The sequence below is a fragment of the Streptococcus sp. sy004 genome, assembly GCF_007859205.1.
Taxonomy (GTDB): Bacteria; Bacillota; Bacilli; order Lactobacillales; family Streptococcaceae; genus Streptococcus.
This window is the reverse complement of sequence record NZ_VOHP01000001.1, coordinates 280478-297683: the sequence shown is the minus strand read 5'-3', so window position 1 is coordinate 297683 and position 17206 is coordinate 280478. Positions and strand designations below refer to the sequence as shown.

Annotated in this window: 14 protein-coding genes; 2 read left to right on the top strand and 12 right to left on the bottom strand. The window is 37.5% G+C overall.

The window, feature by feature from the left end; translation table 11 throughout:
• The first annotated feature begins 88 nt into the window (after positions 1 to 88).
• Positions 89 to 1432: a lipid II isoglutaminyl synthase subunit MurT gene (gene murT / locus FRX54_RS01585; RefSeq protein WP_146460287.1), complete on the top strand. Its 1344-nt coding sequence runs from the start codon at positions 89 to 91 to the stop codon at positions 1430 to 1432.
• Positions 1433 to 2221: a lipid II isoglutaminyl synthase subunit GatD gene (gatD, locus tag FRX54_RS01580; RefSeq protein ID WP_146460285.1), complete on the top strand. Its 789-nt coding sequence runs from the start codon at positions 1433 to 1435 to the stop codon at positions 2219 to 2221.
• Positions 2222 to 2265: 44 nt separating this feature from the next.
• On the opposite strand, the gene FRX54_RS01575 is transcribed toward gatD, so the two are convergent.
• The 12 genes from FRX54_RS01575 to FRX54_RS01520 form a co-directional block, all read right to left on the bottom strand.
• The gene (locus FRX54_RS01575; RefSeq protein WP_146460283.1) at positions 2266 to 4281 is read right to left on the bottom strand and encodes a hypothetical protein; all 2016 of its coding nucleotides are present in this window, start codon (positions 4279 to 4281) and stop codon (positions 2266 to 2268) included.
• A complete protein-coding gene (locus FRX54_RS01570; protein ID WP_146460281.1) occupies positions 4278 to 5222 on the bottom strand; it encodes a glycosyltransferase family 2 protein in 945 nt (314 codons plus the stop codon). The genes FRX54_RS01575 and FRX54_RS01570 overlap by 4 nt, the downstream gene beginning before the upstream one ends.
• Before the next feature lie 9 nt (positions 5223 to 5231).
• Positions 5232 to 7655, bottom strand: coding sequence for an LTA synthase family protein (locus FRX54_RS01565; RefSeq protein WP_146460279.1), 2424 nt, complete (start codon positions 7653 to 7655; stop codon positions 5232 to 5234).
• Entirely contained in the window at positions 7652 to 9406 is a 1755-nt protein-coding gene (locus FRX54_RS01560; protein WP_146460277.1) for a rhamnan synthesis F family protein, read from the bottom strand. Before FRX54_RS01560 ends, FRX54_RS01565 begins: the two co-directional genes overlap by 4 nt.
• Positions 9406 to 10812 carry a glycosyltransferase gene (locus tag FRX54_RS01555; RefSeq protein ID WP_146460275.1) on the bottom strand — a complete coding sequence of 469 codons (1407 nt, stop codon included), beginning with the start codon at positions 10810 to 10812 and terminating at the stop codon, positions 9406 to 9408. The genes FRX54_RS01560 and FRX54_RS01555 overlap by 1 nt, the downstream gene beginning before the upstream one ends.
• Positions 10813 to 10824: 12 nt before the next feature.
• Positions 10825 to 12048, bottom strand: a complete 1224-nt coding sequence (locus tag FRX54_RS01550; protein ID WP_146460273.1) for an ABC transporter ATP-binding protein — start codon at positions 12046 to 12048, stop codon at positions 10825 to 10827.
• The gene (locus FRX54_RS01545) at positions 12048 to 12848 is read right to left on the bottom strand and encodes an ABC transporter permease (protein WP_146460270.1); all 801 of its coding nucleotides are present in this window, start codon (positions 12846 to 12848) and stop codon (positions 12048 to 12050) included. The genes FRX54_RS01550 and FRX54_RS01545 overlap by 1 nt, the downstream gene beginning before the upstream one ends.
• Entirely contained in the window at positions 12848 to 13780 is a 933-nt protein-coding gene (locus FRX54_RS01540; RefSeq protein ID WP_146460268.1) for a glycosyltransferase family 2 protein, read from the bottom strand. The genes FRX54_RS01545 and FRX54_RS01540 overlap by 1 nt, the downstream gene beginning before the upstream one ends.
• A complete protein-coding gene (gene cps2T / locus FRX54_RS01535) occupies positions 13770 to 14927 on the bottom strand; it encodes a beta 1-4 rhamnosyltransferase Cps2T (RefSeq protein WP_146460266.1) in 1158 nt (385 codons plus the stop codon). The genes FRX54_RS01540 and cps2T overlap by 11 nt, the downstream gene beginning before the upstream one ends.
• 100 nt (positions 14928 to 15027) lie before the next feature.
• Positions 15028 to 15879, bottom strand: coding sequence for a dTDP-4-dehydrorhamnose reductase (gene rfbD / locus FRX54_RS01530; protein ID WP_146460264.1), 852 nt, complete (start codon positions 15877 to 15879; stop codon positions 15028 to 15030).
• Between the two features lie 52 nt (positions 15880 to 15931).
• Positions 15932 to 16858 (bottom strand): glycosyltransferase family 2 protein, encoded by a 927-nt coding sequence (locus FRX54_RS01525; RefSeq protein WP_146460262.1) that lies wholly within the window; start codon positions 16856 to 16858, stop codon positions 15932 to 15934.
• 6 nt (positions 16859 to 16864) lie between these two features.
• Positions 16865 to 17197 (bottom strand): metal-sulfur cluster assembly factor, encoded by a 333-nt coding sequence (locus FRX54_RS01520; RefSeq protein ID WP_146460260.1) that lies wholly within the window; start codon positions 17195 to 17197, stop codon positions 16865 to 16867.
• Between the last annotated feature and the right edge of the window lie 9 nt (positions 17198 to 17206).

The window sequence follows — 17206 nt, the reverse complement described above, 5'->3', positions numbered from 1 at the left end:
TTTTCAATCTACACTATTATGCTTATTATATCATTTTCTATGGAGTTTTTCCTTATCTTAATTCAAGATTTTGTGATAAAATAATGTCATGACAATAAAATCAACTTTTGCAAAATTAGCTGGGCAATCTGCCCATTTTATTCTTAATAAACTTGGTCGTGGTTCGACTTTACCAGGTAAAATCGCTCTGAAGATTGACAAGCATCTCTTGGATGACTTAGCCAAAGACTATGAAATCGTCGTTATCACTGGTTCAAATGGTAAAACCTTGACGACTGCTCTGACTGTTGGCATTTTACAAGAGGCTTATGGTCAAGTCTTGACCAATCCTAGTGGAGCTAACATGATTACAGGGATTACGTCAACTTTCTTGACTGCTAAAACTGGGGCTTCTGGCAAAAAAATTGCCGTCTTGGAAATTGATGAGGCTAGTCTGCCTAAAATTACTCAATATATCAAACCAAGTCTGTTTGTCTTCACCAATATTTTTAAGGATCAGATGGATCGTTACGGTGAAATTTATACCACCTATCGCTTTATCTTAGACGGAGCAAAAAATGCACCGGAAGCAACCATTTTAGCCAATGGGGATAGCCCACTCTTTCACCCTAGTAGCATGACAAATCCTGTCAAATATTATGGTTTTGATACTGAAAAGACGGCTGCTCATCTCCCTCATTACAACACCGAAGGAATTGTCTGCCCAGACTGCCATCAGATTTTGACCTATCAGCTCAATACCTATGCTAATCTCGGGGATTATATCTGTCAACATTGTGGTTTCAAGCGTCCACAACTTGACTATCGCTTGACCCAGTTAACAGAATTAACTCATGTGTCGTCACAATTTATCATTGATGGTCAAGAATATAAAATCAATGTTGGTGGGCTTTACAATATCTATAATGCCCTAGCTAGTGTTGCTGTTGCTGAACAGTTGGGAGTTTCTCCTGAAAAAATCAAGGCTGGATTTGAAAAGAGTAAGGCAGTCTTTGGGCGTCAAGAAACCTTCAAGATTGGCAATACCGATTGTACGCTTATCCTAATTAAAAATCCTGTTGGAGCCAATCAAGCCCTTGAAATGATTAAACTAGCTCCTTATCCGTTTACGCTATCTGTTCTATTAAACGCCAATTATGCTGATGGGATTGACACTAGCTGGATTTGGGATGCTGATTTTGAAAGTATTACTGAGATGAACATCACGCAAGTCTTTGCAGGAGGGGTTCGTCAGGCAGAAATTGCTCGTCGCTTACGTGTCACTGGCTATGATTCAGAAAAAATCCAAGCAACAGACAGTCTGGAAGACTTGGTTAACTTGATTAGCCAACAAGAAACACCAAATGCCTATATCCTTGCGACTTATACGGCCATGTTAGAATTGCGTGAGCTATTGACCAAGAAAAATGCTATCAGAAAGGAGGGGAACTAAATGACTTATACTTCTTTGCAATCACCAACAGACCGTGATTATTCCTACCAACTCAATTTAGCCCACCTTTATGGCAATCTCATGAATACCTATGGTGACAATGGCAATGTTTTGATGATGAAATATGTCGGTGAAAAATTAGGGGCTTCAGTAACGGTTGATATTGTTTCTATTGATGACCGTTTTGACCCAGACCACTATGACCTTGCCTTTTTTGGTGGTGGACAGGACTATGAACAAACCCTTGTTGCCAAAGATTTACCAAGCAAACGTCATGATGTTGCTCAGTTTATTGAAGACAACAAGGTCATTTTAGCTATCTGTGGTGGTTTTCAACTACTCGGCCAGTATTATATTCAAGCTAATGGGGTTAGAATTGAAGGAATTGGTGTCATGGGGCACTACACGCTAAATCAAGAAAATAACCGTTTCATTGGTGACATTAAAATCCACAATGAAGAATTTAACGAAACCTACTACGGTTTTGAAAATCATCAAGGACGAACCTTTCTTTCTGATGATGAAAAACCACTAGGTAAAGTTGTTTATGGTTGTGGCAACAACAAGGAAGACGGCACTGAGGGCGTTCACTATAAAAACGTCTATGGTAGCTACTTCCACGGCCCAATCTTAGCTCGTAATCCTCGCTTGGCCTATCGCCTAGTCACTACTGCACTTCGCAATAAATATGGTCAAGACATCCAGCTACCAGCTTATGACGACATCCTTAAAGATGAAGTTGCTCAAGAATACGCTGATGTCAAACAAAAAGCTGATTTTGAAGGCTAAATAAAATAAAAAAACTTCCCAAGTTAAGACTTGAGGAAGATTTTTTATAGATTGGGCTGATAACGATAGATACGATTCCCATCACTATCTTGATAAATTTCTTGGAAAGATTGACCAAATAAATCAGTTAAATTGCGATTGGTTAAAATATAATCAATCCCCAAATTATTTAATGTTGTCATATTAAGTGAGATCGTCACATTATCAGGTGCAGGATTGCTAAATGTCGTGGTTTCTGTTGTCAACAGATAACGTAGATGAGAATAACGGTTCCACTCTGTTTCATAGAGATTTTGTTCATCTAGCTTGGTCATTAGTTGACGATCAGGATAGAATCTAACACCATCAATAGATTTAGCACCAAAAATTTGTAGGTAATTATAAAAATTACCATTTTCACTCAACCACAAACCATTTGGATCTCGATTAACCAGGTTTTTTACTTGAATTGATAAGGCCTTCTCCTCGATAACGGCTGTTCCTTGCACCAAGGGATTGACTGTCATTCCTGATAAGACAATGAGACACATCAAAGCAAGGCTAGCTAATTTTCTATAGCCAAAAAATATCAAGAAGAAGATAAAAATGAACCAAAACCAAGCCAGACTTAGCAAAATAGAATCAACGTAATCTTGATAAAGCTTATTTCCCAGTAACAAGAAATAAGAGAGAGCTGAACAAATACCTAAAAGTAAGCCTGCCCACAGACTATTGACTTGATTTTTTTGTTCCCAAATATAAGACATAAACCAAATACTTACCCAAACAGAGATTACGGCCATAGCCTGCCACGCTCTACTAGAAGTTACATAGCTAAATAGACTTAATTTTGCTAAGATTTCAGGTAAGCCAATCAAAGCATAAAAGAGTAAGAAACTTGCTAAAACAATCAAGAACAAACCTAAGCGATTTTCCTTGATTTGCCAGAATTTCTTAGACGATTTCAAATAAAAGGGAAGTAATAATAAGATGAAAGGAAGAAAATGATAGGAGCTTGCTAATTCAACCTGATTAGAAAAACTTGGAATATTGAATGGTAGAAACACATTTAAGAGCATTTCAACCAGTTGGCTAAGATTTATTTCACCACCTGTTGAGATGCGACTTCCAGGATAAACTGTTGCTAGACTGGCTTGAATGGCGTCTCTACTTTGGTAAAGAGATAGACCAACGATTCCTAAAGACCAAACTAATGTAATAGCAATCATTAGCCAATCAAATCGTTTTATCATTTGTTTCTTATAGGCAGCTCTGAAACACCATACAGTAAATCCTAGTAACAGATAAGCAAAAGGTACTTGAAAAGCTGGATAAATCACTAGAACATAACCAATAATACCAGATCCTAGACAGGCAGAAAGAAATACTTTTTTCTTTTTACTTTTTACTTCAAAATAGTGATACATGCTGACCATGATCAGTAAGGCAAAAAAGACAATATCTCCTAGGTGCTGCATGAACCACCATTGAATCGTTGGGGTAAAGGTCAACCACAAACTACCAAGTAAGGACAGGTATTTATTTTTACGTGTTAAAATCATAGCAAACTCAAAAGCTAAAAGTAATAGAGCAATTAACTTAAAAGACCAATACCAAGCCAGTCCCCTACTGCTACCCAAGAAAAGAAAGCCCCAGTTAAATGGTTTACCGATTACAGATGGGTGCCAAACAGGTGCATTGTAGGCTACAATCATGTTTTGACCAGAAAGAGCATAACGATCATTGATTAACTGATTACCCGTATTGGCTTGAGATAAATAAAAACTAGTTTGCACAAACCATTCATCACTTCGAATTAATCTTGGTACTCCCAAGATAATCCCATCTTCTGAGTTGAACTGAGGTAACCATAAGTTAGCCTTTTCCCACCCTTTCAAATCACTAATCGTTGTCGTTTCAATTTTTTGACCATTACTGGCTTCTTGTAAGCCAAATTTATTCCAAACACTAATTGAGCTACCGTGCAGATTAAACATTAAACCTAGTAAAAAGGCAAAAACAGCAATATAATACCGCCACTTAATTAGTCCGTCAAGACTTGCTTTCAAATATGTTTTCATGCCTCTTCACTCTGGTACTTTTCATAGTACTCATACACTTTCAATTCATAATGCATGCGATTTTGACGAACAACGGTATCTAAAATGACTCCTGAAATAAAGAAGAGGCCTGCAAAAATCATCAGTCCAGTTGCTAAAATGGCTGAGGGGAATTTAGCAATCAAGCCTGTCCGAGTAAATTCGCTAATGACAGGCAGACCTACCAATAAGCCCAAAATGACAAAGATAAGAGATAAAAGACTAAAGAAAAGTAAGGGCTTGTAATCTTTGAACAGGTTAAAAATAGTGCGTAAGACCTTAAAACCATCGGAAAACGTGCTTAACTTGGATTCACTTCCTTCTGGACGGTCTTGATAGGTGATTGGTACTTCAACCAACTTAAAGCGTTTATCCAAGGCATGAATTGACAATTCTGTTTCGATTTCAAAGCCTGGCGACAAGACTGGAAAGGTTTTGACAAACAAACGATTAAAGCCACGATAGCCAGTCATAATATCTTCGTAATTTCCCTGATAAAGTCGGTTAATCAAACCCTTAACCAAATTATTGCCAAAATCATGGAAGCCACGTTTGTTTTCCTTGGCATAGCTCCCATTGGATAAGCGATCACCAATGGTCATATCAGCTTGCCCTTGTCGCAGAGGATCTAACAACTTGTTGACCTCATCTGCTGGATAAGTGTCATCCGCGTCAACCATGATGTAGTAATCCGCGTCAATTTCACGAAACATCGAACGCACCACATTTCCCTTACCCTGACGAGGTTCAAAACGAACCACTGCTCCAGACGCTTTAGCTAATTGGTTGGTCTTGTCCTTAGAGTTATTGTCATAAACATAAATGGTCGCTTGTGGCAATACCTTTTGGAAATCAGAAATAACCTTTTGAATGGTTACTTCTTCATTATAGGCTGGCAACAAAACAGCAATTTTTTCTTGCATTTTCTCTCCTTATTTAATTTCAAAAAAACTTGGTCTTGCTTTAATATAAGCCTTACCTATAGTCATATCATACTGCAATAGTTTCAGGTCAGCTTCCACTTCTTCTAACTCTTTTTCACTCAACTCCTCACGATTAAGCAATTGGGTCAATAACGCATAATAAGGGGAAACCTTGGCATTAGTATGAGCTAACAAGGCTGCTGGAAAATCATTCGAGCGAATAAGTGGGTACTCTAATTGTTGATTTTCTTGATTGTTCCAAATAAAATAATCGGTTTGATACTTGCTATCTGCTTGCTCACTAAACACTTGTTCTGGATATAAACTTGGCAAATGATCCCCATAAAAAACAACGGTTATCGGCTTGTCAATTTCTTGAAGAGCTTCTAAAAAAGCAATGGTGGCTTCATCTGTCTGTGCTAATAAACGAGCATAACTGGTTAGATTAGCATTTTCTTTTGCAGAAAAATTTTGTCCTGTCGCCATCACTTCTTCTGGTGTGCTAGCTGACCAAGGGACATGATTTTGCATGGTAATGACAGAGAAAAATTGACTGTTTTTTGTATCCAAACGTGCCAAAATATTATCATAAACCGTTTGGTCACTGATATTGACACCAGAACGACTAATGTCTATTAACTTATCTTTGCTATTGGTAAAGACTTGTTGGTCAAATCCTAGCTGCTGATAAATGAGATGGCGGCTATAATTAAGTCTATTTTCTGGATGAATGACCAGTTTATTTTGATCTTGATAAAGGTCACTAAGCGATGGAAATACTTTCATCTTAGGCACCACCTCAGTATAAAGAACAGAAACCGATGATGAAAAATTAGTCAAGGGTAGTCCTGTTAGAGATTGAAACTCCATATTAGCCGTTCCACCACCATAACCATCTGATGTCATTAAGCCAGATGTTGTTTCTTCTTTAATAGCGTCAATATTTGGTAACACACTGGCAGATAAATCAATACCATCTAAACGTTCCGGATTGGCTAAACTCTCACTAAGAACATAGATAATGGTTTGTTGATCAATCGCCTCAGTCCTGTCTTTGTTAATAGTTTCAGCTACTTGACTATATTTTTTAGCCAATTCTTCTATCTTAGCTTGGCTGTATTGACTTGGTTTCTCCATAATAGGTGTCGTCAACTGCTTACTCCAAACATAGGCCAGTGACTTGTAGCGAGCATTACTTGAAAATCCTAACCAGTTAATATTCAAGACCTTATCTAACTTGACCAGACTAGGTAGGGGATTGAGATAACTTGCATTACCAGAAATCAAGGCTACAAAGCTGACAAAGACTAAGCTACTTACCACAAATCGTTGCAACCAAGAAAATATTGGAAAGGATACTAAACATTTTTTTGCCTGATTATAGACTAAAATAAGCCCAAGCAAGGTTAAACAGGTTAGCCAAATCAAGGTCGGATTAACAAAACTCAGCAAGAGTCCTAATTGACGCAACCAAACAAAATCAATCAATAAGAGCGGCTCACTACGCATCGTTTCTTTAAGGGAATTGACCACTGATAAACCACTCCCCAAAGCAAAAATCAGAAAAGTTCCGGTCAAATAGCGATTGACGATGACGTAAATCAGCAAGGCCATACCAAAAAATATCACTAGTTGAAAACTAATCGCTCCAGGTAAAATATAATAATTGGCAATGCTCTCTGATTTTTTTACACCTAACTGAAAAGTATAGTTAAACAATAGGGCGAAAAAGGCACTAGAAGCTATGGCTAGGTAAGGTGTGGTAACAGCCATTCGTAAACTCTGCCAAGCTTTAGAAATAACAACAATCAATAAGGAAAAACATAACAGAGAACTTGTAACCTGTACCAATAACCCTAAATGATAACTGGCTAATTCATCAGCTACAAACAGTGGTCGTAAGGGCAACAACAAACTAGCACGGTATTGACTATCCTGTAGTAAAAAAGATGCACCTAAAAGATAAAACATAATCTTTTCATGACCAGTCTGATCTGGCAACCACTCTTTTTTATTGTATCGCATTAGCAGCCAATTAAGAAGACAGGCAGCCACTATCAGAACAAAAAGTGGTAAAAGAAAATTTCCCTGCCAAAACTGATTTTTTTGAAAATTCCCAAAGACAAAATCCTTATTGTTAAGTTGACGAGTGATTCTTAGAAAATAAGATAAGAAGAGATAGGACACATAAACAAGGCTTAAACTTTTGAAAAATGACCAACTCAACAGCTTTGGTAGATAAAGCACTAAGCCTAGACCTGAAATGTAAAGTAGCAAGTAGCTAAAATTTTTGATGCCAACCAGACCAGAATCCGTATTACTTGCTAAGACCGATAAGTTAATTAGTTGAAGATTGAAGTAAATACTTAGTAGGAAAATAATCAGCCCATGTAAGATAAACACCCAGTCCGTTGATTTTAAGAATTGCTTCATGACGACCACTTCCCAATTAGTCGCTTGACAATGTATTTAACAGCGCGTGCTGGTCCAATCACAATATATTTTAAAGCACCTTTAATCCCACCCATATAGGTAAAGTCAACATAAGTACTTGGAGCACTCCCTTGACGCTCATTGAGTAACTTATTGTCAATGAATGGAGTTAAAGGCATTGGGTTGGCTGCAATTCTAAAATCATAATGCTGATTCCAAGCAATATAAACTAGCAAACGTTCAATCGCATGGAGAATAGAATTTTGTGGTAGGGGTTCAGCTGGCACATCCGTATCTGTTAAATTCAATTCAAAAAGAGGTTGTAAAGCATCATACTTAAACCACACAAACGTCCCATAACTCATCACAAAGGTCTGCATGGCTTGAAAATCAATAGTCTTTTTCATCCCCATTTTTTGCCACAAATTATTCATTTCAGGGGCAATCAAATGCTCATTCCAGGCATCCACAATCTTATTATAACGGAAAAAACTAGGAATATCGGCAATCACCAAACCGATATTTTCCTTGCTTAGTTGAGCTAATATTTGATTGGCTGGTTTGATGAGCATCTCAATCAATTCCTGACGCCAAGATTGTCCTGCCCAAAAATCAGCTTCTTTTGATTTTTTAGTATGAAAATGTCCAACATAATCATAAGCAGATAGTTGCTCTTTTAATTTTAACATCGGTAACACATCACGGCCAATATTGCCAGTCACTATAATCTCAGCTTTTTGATTAAATGCCGCTAACACTTGTTTTATGTCTACTTGTTTTTCTACCTGGTCTGTCGTGATAAACAAATCATAAGAAAAGCTAAATTGCTTAAAGGCTTCTAAAAATTCAGCCAATAAATCAACATAAAAGACATGAAGGTGAACTGCTACTTTTTGATGTTCAAGAATAGGTTCTTGTACATCTGTTAGCTCAAGATATTTACGCCCCAACAAATAGCTACTGTCTGGTAAACCAACGTCAGACATGTGTGTCACAATTAGTTCAACAGGATAGCTTGTTGTTCGTTCAATTTCTGCTAGCAAGTAGGGACTGATATGCTGATTGGCATCAATGGCTTTAACCTTAATAAAGGGCACACGATTGTTCAAAATAGCTGTCGGATGATAGTATGAAAAATCAGGATGCAACATACCAGTCGTGTCTTCTTCCACCGTATCAAAAACGGTCTGATAATTGAAGCCCGCCTTTAATAAGGTCGTGGTTACTTGTGTTTCATAATGACTGATAACATCTGCAACATCTGTAAAATCCTTAATAGAAGACCAAAAATTGCGAAATACTGATGATTCAACGACGGTTTGCTTAAAACTGATAAAATAACTTTGAATATGTTCTGCAAAATCCTTGGTCTCACGATTGTTAGTCATACCCCAAAAATCAATTTCAGAAACTGCTTCATATTTAAGATAATAATCTTTCAAATCCCATAAAGGACCAAAACAAGTATCGTTCATAATGGTCACATTATCATACATTGTCAGATAACCAAACCCTAATCTCAGCATACCATCACGCCAAGCCGCAAAATCAAACCCTTGATTTTCTCGCTGAATAAACTCATCCATCAATCTTTGATCCACTAACTGTTGATAATCCATTTCTTGAATTTGACTATTAGAAATGAATAGAATCTTAGAAAACAACGGACGAAGCTGATTTAATTGATGGTAAACATGTGGGCTAACACGATTGTATTTATTAAAATGCACATATAAAAGCAAACGCTTCATTATTTTCTCCTAAAAAAGTTAATCAGCTTGGTGGGAATACGCCAACGACGAGAATGAACGACAGAATTATAACGAACAACCATTTGCTCCAACTCTTTTTTATAATACTGTTTTTCTGATTCCAACATAAGTAGCTGACGTTGACTGTTATCTAAATTTTGTTTAAGCTCTTGATAAGTCAACAAGTCTGAACTAAGTAATTTGACAATGTAGTCATCTTCAGCCACATCATCGACATTATACATCTGATAAGATAGGCTGAACTGCTTTTGTGGTAAATGACCTACATCATAATAAAGATAGGCATTCCCCTGATTGAAAAAATAAGTTTCTTGAAATCTAACACCATTTGTAAAATTAGGTAGTAGTTCTGTTTGATAACTATCATCAATAACACGAATATAACGATAAAAACTAGGTAGTTTAGATAAATCGATTCGTAAAGTGATAGCATCATCTGGCAAGGTAAAGGTCAAGGTATCCTGATAGGACATCGTGGTGGACAAAATCTGATTAGCATCAGATGCTTCCTTTTTTATATAACTAATGCTGATTTCTTGAGTACTTAGATGAGACACTGGATAGTCTTTTTGAGCCAAGGCCAAACTGAACTCATTATGTCTGTCTAGCAGTAATTTCAACATAGCCACCGTATCTCGCTTAGGGTACTTATCTAAATAATAGTATTGTGTTTGTAATAGGCGATCAAAGCGTTGTTGTAATTGCTTGAAAGTCTTAGGCCGTGAATCTGAGCCTTGATTGACACGATAAGCCACGGTCACTTCTGGCAAAAAGACAAACTCAGTCAGATTGAACAAGTCTAGTTGTAGATTAAAGGTATCATCTGCTGTGTCTTTGTCCTCTAGTAACATTTGATTAGCTTGTCGCATAACTTGGGTTTCTATCAACCAACTAGACGGTGCTGTAAAACCACGGGTGACCAGCATTTTTTCATAAGTGTCTGCCAAATCGACCACACCTTGTTCAAAAACACCTTGAGCTAAGACACGACCATTCTCATCAATGTAGTTAATATCTGTTCCACACCACTTAGCTGCTTGATGTTCAAGTAATTGAACTTGTTTGGCCAATTTTAAGTCATCAATCCAATAATCATCTCCATCACAACGAGCAATGTAATCTCCCCTAGCTTCTTGACAAATCGAAATCCAAGTTTGGTTAATCCCTTGATTTTCTTCATGATAAAAGGCTCGAATCAGCTCAGGGTATTTTTTCGCATAGGACTCAATAATCACTCTTGACCCATCAGTTGAACAGTCATCAACCAAAAGAATTTCATAATTAACTTCGTTTTGACCTAAAAAACTATCAATGGTCTGTTCCAACCACTGGGCTTTATTGTAAACGGTACAAATAATCGAAACTAGGGTAGGTGATGTTTTCATAACTTTCCTCAACTATTCTGACAAGATTTCCCACGAACCGTTGCGTTGAATAATACCAGAAGCAGAATCCAAAGCAGATAAATCATCTAGGGCAATATCATCACGATTAATCATAATAATTGGTGCATTACTAGCATTAGCAAATGCCAACATTTCCTTAGACGGACCAAGTATGGTCACCTGTAATTTCAACTTAATATCGTTAATATTGGGAATGTCACAAGTGTAACGATAAGACTTATGCCCTGTTCCCTTGGTCGGTATATCCCAAGCATTGTCATTATAAATCCAAATTTGGCGGTCAATATCGGTTAGGGAAAAAACAATGTGGGTATCAATATCGGTCAGCACATCATAGGAAATTTCAAAGCTAATCTTATCTTTCGGGGTCATTTGAGCTTGGGACAACAGTTTAACCTTGAGATTATCGACTTGTAAAATCTCTTCTACTGATTCCGTTTCTTCTTCACTGATTTCCACCACTTCAATTTGTACGGCATTGTCAAAACTATACTGATTGGCTACATCATCTGGTTCTCCATTAACCTTGATCAAACCATCTTCAATCAAAATAGCCTTATTACAGTATTTTTTTACTGCTCCCATGTCATGGGTCACTAAAATAGTTGTCTTGCCACTCGCTTTTCGTTCCAAGAAATAATCATTACATTTACGCTGAAAGGCCTCGTCACCTACGGCTAAAACTTCATCTAGAATGAGAATGTCACCTTGGGCCTTAATGGCTACTGAAAATGCTAGACGAACCTGCATACCACTTGAATAGTTTTTCAGCTTTTGGTTCATAAATTCTCGCAACTCAGCAAAATCAACAATGTCATCATACATGGCATCGACTTCTTCTGTGGTAAAACCTAACATGGCACCATTCATATAAACATTTTCGCGCCCAGTCAATTCGGGATTAAACCCAACCCCCAACTCGATAAAGGAAACCAACTTTCCATCAATCGTTACTTGTCCCTTTTCTGGTGTGTAAATCTGTGAAATGATTTTGAGTAAGGTTGATTTTCCTGACCCATTGCGTCCAACAATTCCAAAAAAATCACCCTTTTCTACCTCAAAGCTAATGTCTTTAAGAACATGGTATTCCTTGTAACCCTTAATTCCCTTGAAACGATTAACCAGACTGGTTCGCAAACTATGGGTACTTTCTGTTGGAAGTTTGAAAAACTTACTAACCTGCTCTACTTTTACTGCAATTTGCTTAGTTGTCATTAAAGAATCTCCGCGAATGTTTTAGCGTGTTTATTAAAATACCAAAAACCAAAAGCAAAAATAGCCACTGGTAAAAGGTAAGGAATTAAAAAATAAGGAAGTCTGACAATCTGCCAAACGGTTGTATTGGCTGGATTGATTAGCAGATAACGTAAATCTTGAATAATTTGCGCCATGGGATTGAGCATGACAATCTTGGCTGCCAGCATACTGGTATTTGAAATTTGACTAAGCGGGTAAATAATTGGTGTCGCATACATACCTGCCTGCATCAAGACTTCCCATACTGGACCAATGTCACGAAATTTAACGAAAAGAGCTGATAAAAAGAGAGCAATTCCCATAGCCAAGAGCGCCACTTCAAGCACTAAAAAAATAGATAACATGGCAGGCCATGTGAACTCAACACCGTTAATTAAGGCAAAAAGCATGACAACTAAAAGGTTAATACCGTAGTTAATCAAGGCTCCTACAACTGATGATAAGACAATGATACTTTTTGAAAAATTTAACTTTCTCAACAAATCACCACGGCTAACAATAGACATCATCCCCATGTTCGTCGCTTCAGAAAAGAAAGACCAAGTCACCATACCTAGAAGAAGCGCTACGGCAAAATGTGGCACATCTTGACCAAATCTCAAAAAATGAATAAAAACCACATACATAATAGCGAAAAGCATGACTGGTTTTAGAATAGACCAAAGGTAGCCAATCACGCTCCCTTGATAACGTAGCTTAAAATCAGTTTTGACCAATTCTTTTAATAAAATTCGATTTTCTTTTTTAAAGAAATCCATTATTTTCTCCTGTAAGCAAATTTTGTAACGATTAACATCCTAAAAATAAAGGTATGAAACCACCTGTTCTTAGCAAATTGATATTTTTTCAACAAACCAATGCGTTCTACCAACGGTTTGTCTAGCAACCCAACATACGCTTCAATTAAGTCACGATTGGGTTGAGATAAGTCTTTATCCAAAAGCAGAGCAGCTTGTTTTTGACTAGCTGTAATTAACCACCAATATTTAGTAAAAAACTTATGAGGTTGTAACCAATTTCTCATCCGCTTAGACCAAGTTCTAGCTCCTAAAACATTATCACTATGTTGACGATACAGTTCAGTCGGCGTATCTAGATAGACTAACTGTCCTAAAGCAGCAGCTAGCAGAGCCAAATACCAATCATGCATGAGCAAATTTTCTGTTTCCGTCCAATTCTGAGCCAAGGCATGATTGATCATCATGGTGCCACCTGTGACCGTATTTTCAGTCAATTCTTGTCGCAAGCTGGTGTTGGCATGATGAGATTGTGTCTTTATCATGCTAGGATACAAGACATTTAACTGTTCATCTACCACAGACAAGTCTGTATAAATGAGTAAAGGACACTCCTTGGCAAATTCTTGTGCTTTTTCTAGACAAAGTGATAATTTTTCTGGCAACCAGACATCATCTTGGTCACTAAAAAAATAATAATCTGCCTGTTCCTGTTTTAGCAACCGATGAAAACTCTTAATAACACCTAGATTTTTTTGATTAGGGTTTGGCAATAAACGAATACGTTCATCTTCTGCCATATAAGATTTGACAACATCAAGGGTTTTATCCGTTGAACCATCATCGCGAATCCATAACGTCCAATCGGTAAAGGTCTGTTGTTGAATACTTTCAATCTGTTGACCAATGAAAGATTGACCATTATAGCTGGCAAGAAGAATATTAACCTTCATCTAAAAACAACTCCTCATACTGTTCAACAATTCTTTCCCAAGTGTAAGATTCCCTCATCAACTGCTTGGCTTTTTGTCCCAAGGCTGAAAAATCAAGTTCTTTCTCATAAGCATCCAGTAAGTCTGTCAAGCTATCATTATCTTTTTTCCAATACAAAACCGTATCTTGAGCCACTTGGCGATTAAAATCCACATCTAAAACCAAGTTGAGATTGGTATGGGCGAGAGCCTCTAACAAACCTGGATTGGTCCCACCCACTTCATGCCCATGTAAATAGGCAAAGGCTTCTTGACGAAGATAAGTCAACAATTCTCGGTCATAAACTGTACCGACAAACTTAATTCTTCTATCCATATCAAAGCCTGTTTCTTGTCGCAAACGCTCAAAATATGGACTTTCTTCATGATTGCAAACAATCAAGAGATCACGCTGATTCTTGCTCTTCATAAAAGCCTTTATCATGTGGGCATAGTTGTTTTCTGGCACAAAGCGCCCCACAATCAGATAATACTCCTTCTCCTGACAAGACCAGTCGTCAAAAAAATCTCTAACTGTTTGACTATCTTTTGTCAGGGAACTTGCTGACAAATCTGTTCCATAAGCAATAAATGTCGTTTTAGCCCAAGGATATGCTTGCTTGATATAACTTTCAATTCCTTTATTGTCACAAATGACCAAATCTGCCGCCTGGGTCATCTTTTTCTCAGCATGCTTTAGATAGGCTTGAATAGGCTTAGACCATTTGGAACGTTTCCACTCCAAGCCATCTGAATTAACATAGAGCTGACCACCTACTTTTTTTATCTGGTGTGCAACAGGGCCTATCATTCCTCCTATGGTATTTCCCAAGATATAAAAAATAGGATTTTTGATTGCTTGTTCTTTAATCATATCCAAGGCGTAGGCTATCGCTTTAAGGTCATAGGCAATCACTCGAGCTGGACCAAAAAACTTGGGAACCTTGATGGTGAAACAGTCTGCTCCTTCGTACATAAAATGATGCCCTGTTTTATCATCTGTTAGACAAGCCACATGGTAACGAATCATCGGAGTTTGTTGATGTTTGACTAATTCTTCCACAAAAGTTTCAAAGCCACCATACTGGGCTGGCAACCCCCGACTCCCAATAATAAAAACGTGTTGCATGGCTCACCTCTTTTTCATTACAATCATAGTCTATTATATCATATTTTATCTTGATTCAAACCTAAAAAGCTAGAGCCTAAGCCCTAGCTAATATCACTAATTATTTAAGCTCTTGACGATAAAATTCTTTGAGTGCATCTTGCCAGCTTGGAATCACAAATCCTGTCGCCTTAGCTTTATCAAGATTAAGCGTCGAATTAAATGGTCGCTTGGCTTTAGCTGGAAACTGACTAGAATCAACAGGGGATACCTTGACATCATGATCTTTTAGAATCTCACAAGCAAAATCATACCAAGTCGTGTCTTCCTTAGCATCATTTGACAAATGGTAATAACCATAAGCCTTGCGATTTTCTGCTAAATAAGTCATAAACTCCGCCAGAGTGCGTGTCCATGTTGGACGTCCATGTTGGTCATTGACCACTGTTAATTCCGGGTGTTTGTCTGCCAAGGACTGCATGGTAAAGACAAAGTTTTTACCATACTGACCAAATACCCAAGCTGTACGGATAATGTAGTAATCATCCAAGTATTTTTCAACAAGCTCTTCACCCAAACGTTTGGTACGACCATACTCCGTTTGAGGATTTGGTTGATCTGTTTCCAACCATTCTTGATCAACCGACTTTTCTCCATCAAACACATAATCCGTAGAAATATAAACTAGCGTTGCCTTAAATTTGGCACAAGCCTTAGCCACATTTTCAGTACCCGTCACATTAATGGCATAATTGAGTTCTTTTCCCTCATCTTCTGCCGCATCGACTGCCGTGTAAGCTGCACAATGATAGACCAACGTTGGTTTGACTTGGGCAAATACTGCTTCGACTTTTTCTGCGTCAAGAATATCCATTTCAGCCACATCAACTGCTACATACTCTGCTTGACGTTCATCTAAAAGATGACAAAGCTCTGTCCCTAATTGCCCCTTACTACCTGTTACTAAAATCATGATGTTCTCCTTTAGCTCTTTTTTTCTATTCTACACTAAAAAAAGGATATTTTCATCCTTTTTCTTTAATAATATAGACAGGTCGTTTTTTAGTTTCAAGGAAAATCTTGGCAATATACTTACCAATAATTCCTAGACTGAGTAGCTGTAAACCACCGATAAATAAAATAATGGAAACCAAACTAGCCCAGCCAGTCACACTACCACCAATGGTTAGTTTACGAATCACCACAAATACAATTCCCAAAATAGAGGTCAAGAAAAATAAGGTTCCTGTCCACATTGAGAAATTAAGCGGGGCTTCTGAAAAGTTGATAAAACCATCCAAGGAATATTTGAAAAGACTCCAAAAATTCCAAGAGGTTTCACCTGCTACACGTTCCCTATTTTCATAACTGACATAGGTTACCTTAAAACCGACCCAAGAAAATAGCCCCTTAGAAAAACGATTGACCTCACTCAAAGAAAGGATACTATCGACTACCTGTCTAGTCATCAGACGGAAGTCACGAGCTCCATCTACCATTTCAGTATCTGAAATTTTATTGATTAAAAAATAGAAAGAACGTGCAAAGAAAGAGCGAATAGGTGGTTCACCCTTTCTATCTGCTCGTCTAGTGCCAACCACATCATAACCTTCTTGGATTTTTTGATACATCTCTACCAATAGTTCAGGCGGATCTTGTAAATCCACATCCATGACCGTAATTAAATCACCAGTTGCTACTTCAAGACCTGCCAATAGAGCTGCTTCTTTGCCGAAATTTCGTGAAAAAGATAGATAATGAACATTGTCAAACTGACTAGCTACATCACGCAGAACATCTAAAGTCTGATCTTTTGAGCCATCATTGATGAAAATATAATCAAAAGCCAATTCTTTTTCCATTTTTTTCTCAACCAATTGAGTGGCTGAGAGAAATGTTCTAATCGTTGCCTCTTCATTATAACAAGGCACCACTAATGATAAACGTTTCATCTCATCCTACCTTATTCCTAACGCAATGCGAGCATAGCGACTCAATTTTTCAGTTGACCAAGCTGGTATCCAGACTAATTTTACCTCTGTCTTTGTGACTTCTGGAATTTCCTTCATCACATCATAAATCTGGTCAGTAATCAAATCAGCCAAGGGACATCCCATGGTCGTCAGGGTCATGTCAATTTCTGTTTCACCATTTTGTTCAAAACGAATATCATAAATTAAACCTAGATTAACAATATCAATTCCTAATTCTGGATCTAAGACCAATTCTAATTGCTCTAAAATTCGATCTTTGATGTGAAGAATTTCTTCTTCCGTATATCTTGCTGACATTTTTCTCCC

Coding starts and splice junctions, on each gene's coding strand:
- murT (WP_146460287.1), top strand. CDS start 89: ATGACAATAAAATCAACTTTTGCAAAATTAGCTGGGCAATCTGCCCAT.
- gatD (WP_146460285.1), top strand. CDS start 1,433: ATGACTTATACTTCTTTGCAATCACCAACAGACCGTGATTATTCCTAC.
- FRX54_RS01575 (WP_146460283.1), bottom strand. CDS start 4,281: ATGAAAACATATTTGAAAGCAAGTCTTGACGGACTAATTAAGTGGCGG.
- FRX54_RS01570 (WP_146460281.1), bottom strand. CDS start 5,222: ATGCAAGAAAAAATTGCTGTTTTGTTGCCAGCCTATAATGAAGAAGTA.
- FRX54_RS01565 (WP_146460279.1), bottom strand. CDS start 7,655: ATGAAGCAATTCTTAAAATCAACGGACTGGGTGTTTATCTTACATGGG.
- FRX54_RS01560 (WP_146460277.1), bottom strand. CDS start 9,406: ATGAAGCGTTTGCTTTTATATGTGCATTTTAATAAATACAATCGTGTT.
- FRX54_RS01555 (WP_146460275.1), bottom strand. CDS start 10,812: ATGAAAACATCACCTACCCTAGTTTCGATTATTTGTACCGTTTACAAT.
- FRX54_RS01550 (WP_146460273.1), bottom strand. CDS start 12,048: ATGACAACTAAGCAAATTGCAGTAAAAGTAGAGCAGGTTAGTAAGTTT.
- FRX54_RS01545 (WP_146460270.1), bottom strand. CDS start 12,848: ATGGATTTCTTTAAAAAAGAAAATCGAATTTTATTAAAAGAATTGGTC.
- FRX54_RS01540 (WP_146460268.1), bottom strand. CDS start 13,780: ATGAAGGTTAATATTCTTCTTGCCAGCTATAATGGTCAATCTTTCATT.
- cps2T (WP_146460266.1), bottom strand. CDS start 14,927: ATGCAACACGTTTTTATTATTGGGAGTCGGGGGTTGCCAGCCCAGTAT.
- rfbD (WP_146460264.1), bottom strand. CDS start 15,879: ATGATTTTAGTAACAGGTAGTAAGGGGCAATTAGGGACAGAGCTTTGT.
- FRX54_RS01525 (WP_146460262.1), bottom strand. CDS start 16,858: ATGAAACGTTTATCATTAGTGGTGCCTTGTTATAATGAAGAGGCAACG.
- FRX54_RS01520 (WP_146460260.1), bottom strand. CDS start 17,197: ATGTCAGCAAGATATACGGAAGAAGAAATTCTTCACATCAAAGATCGA.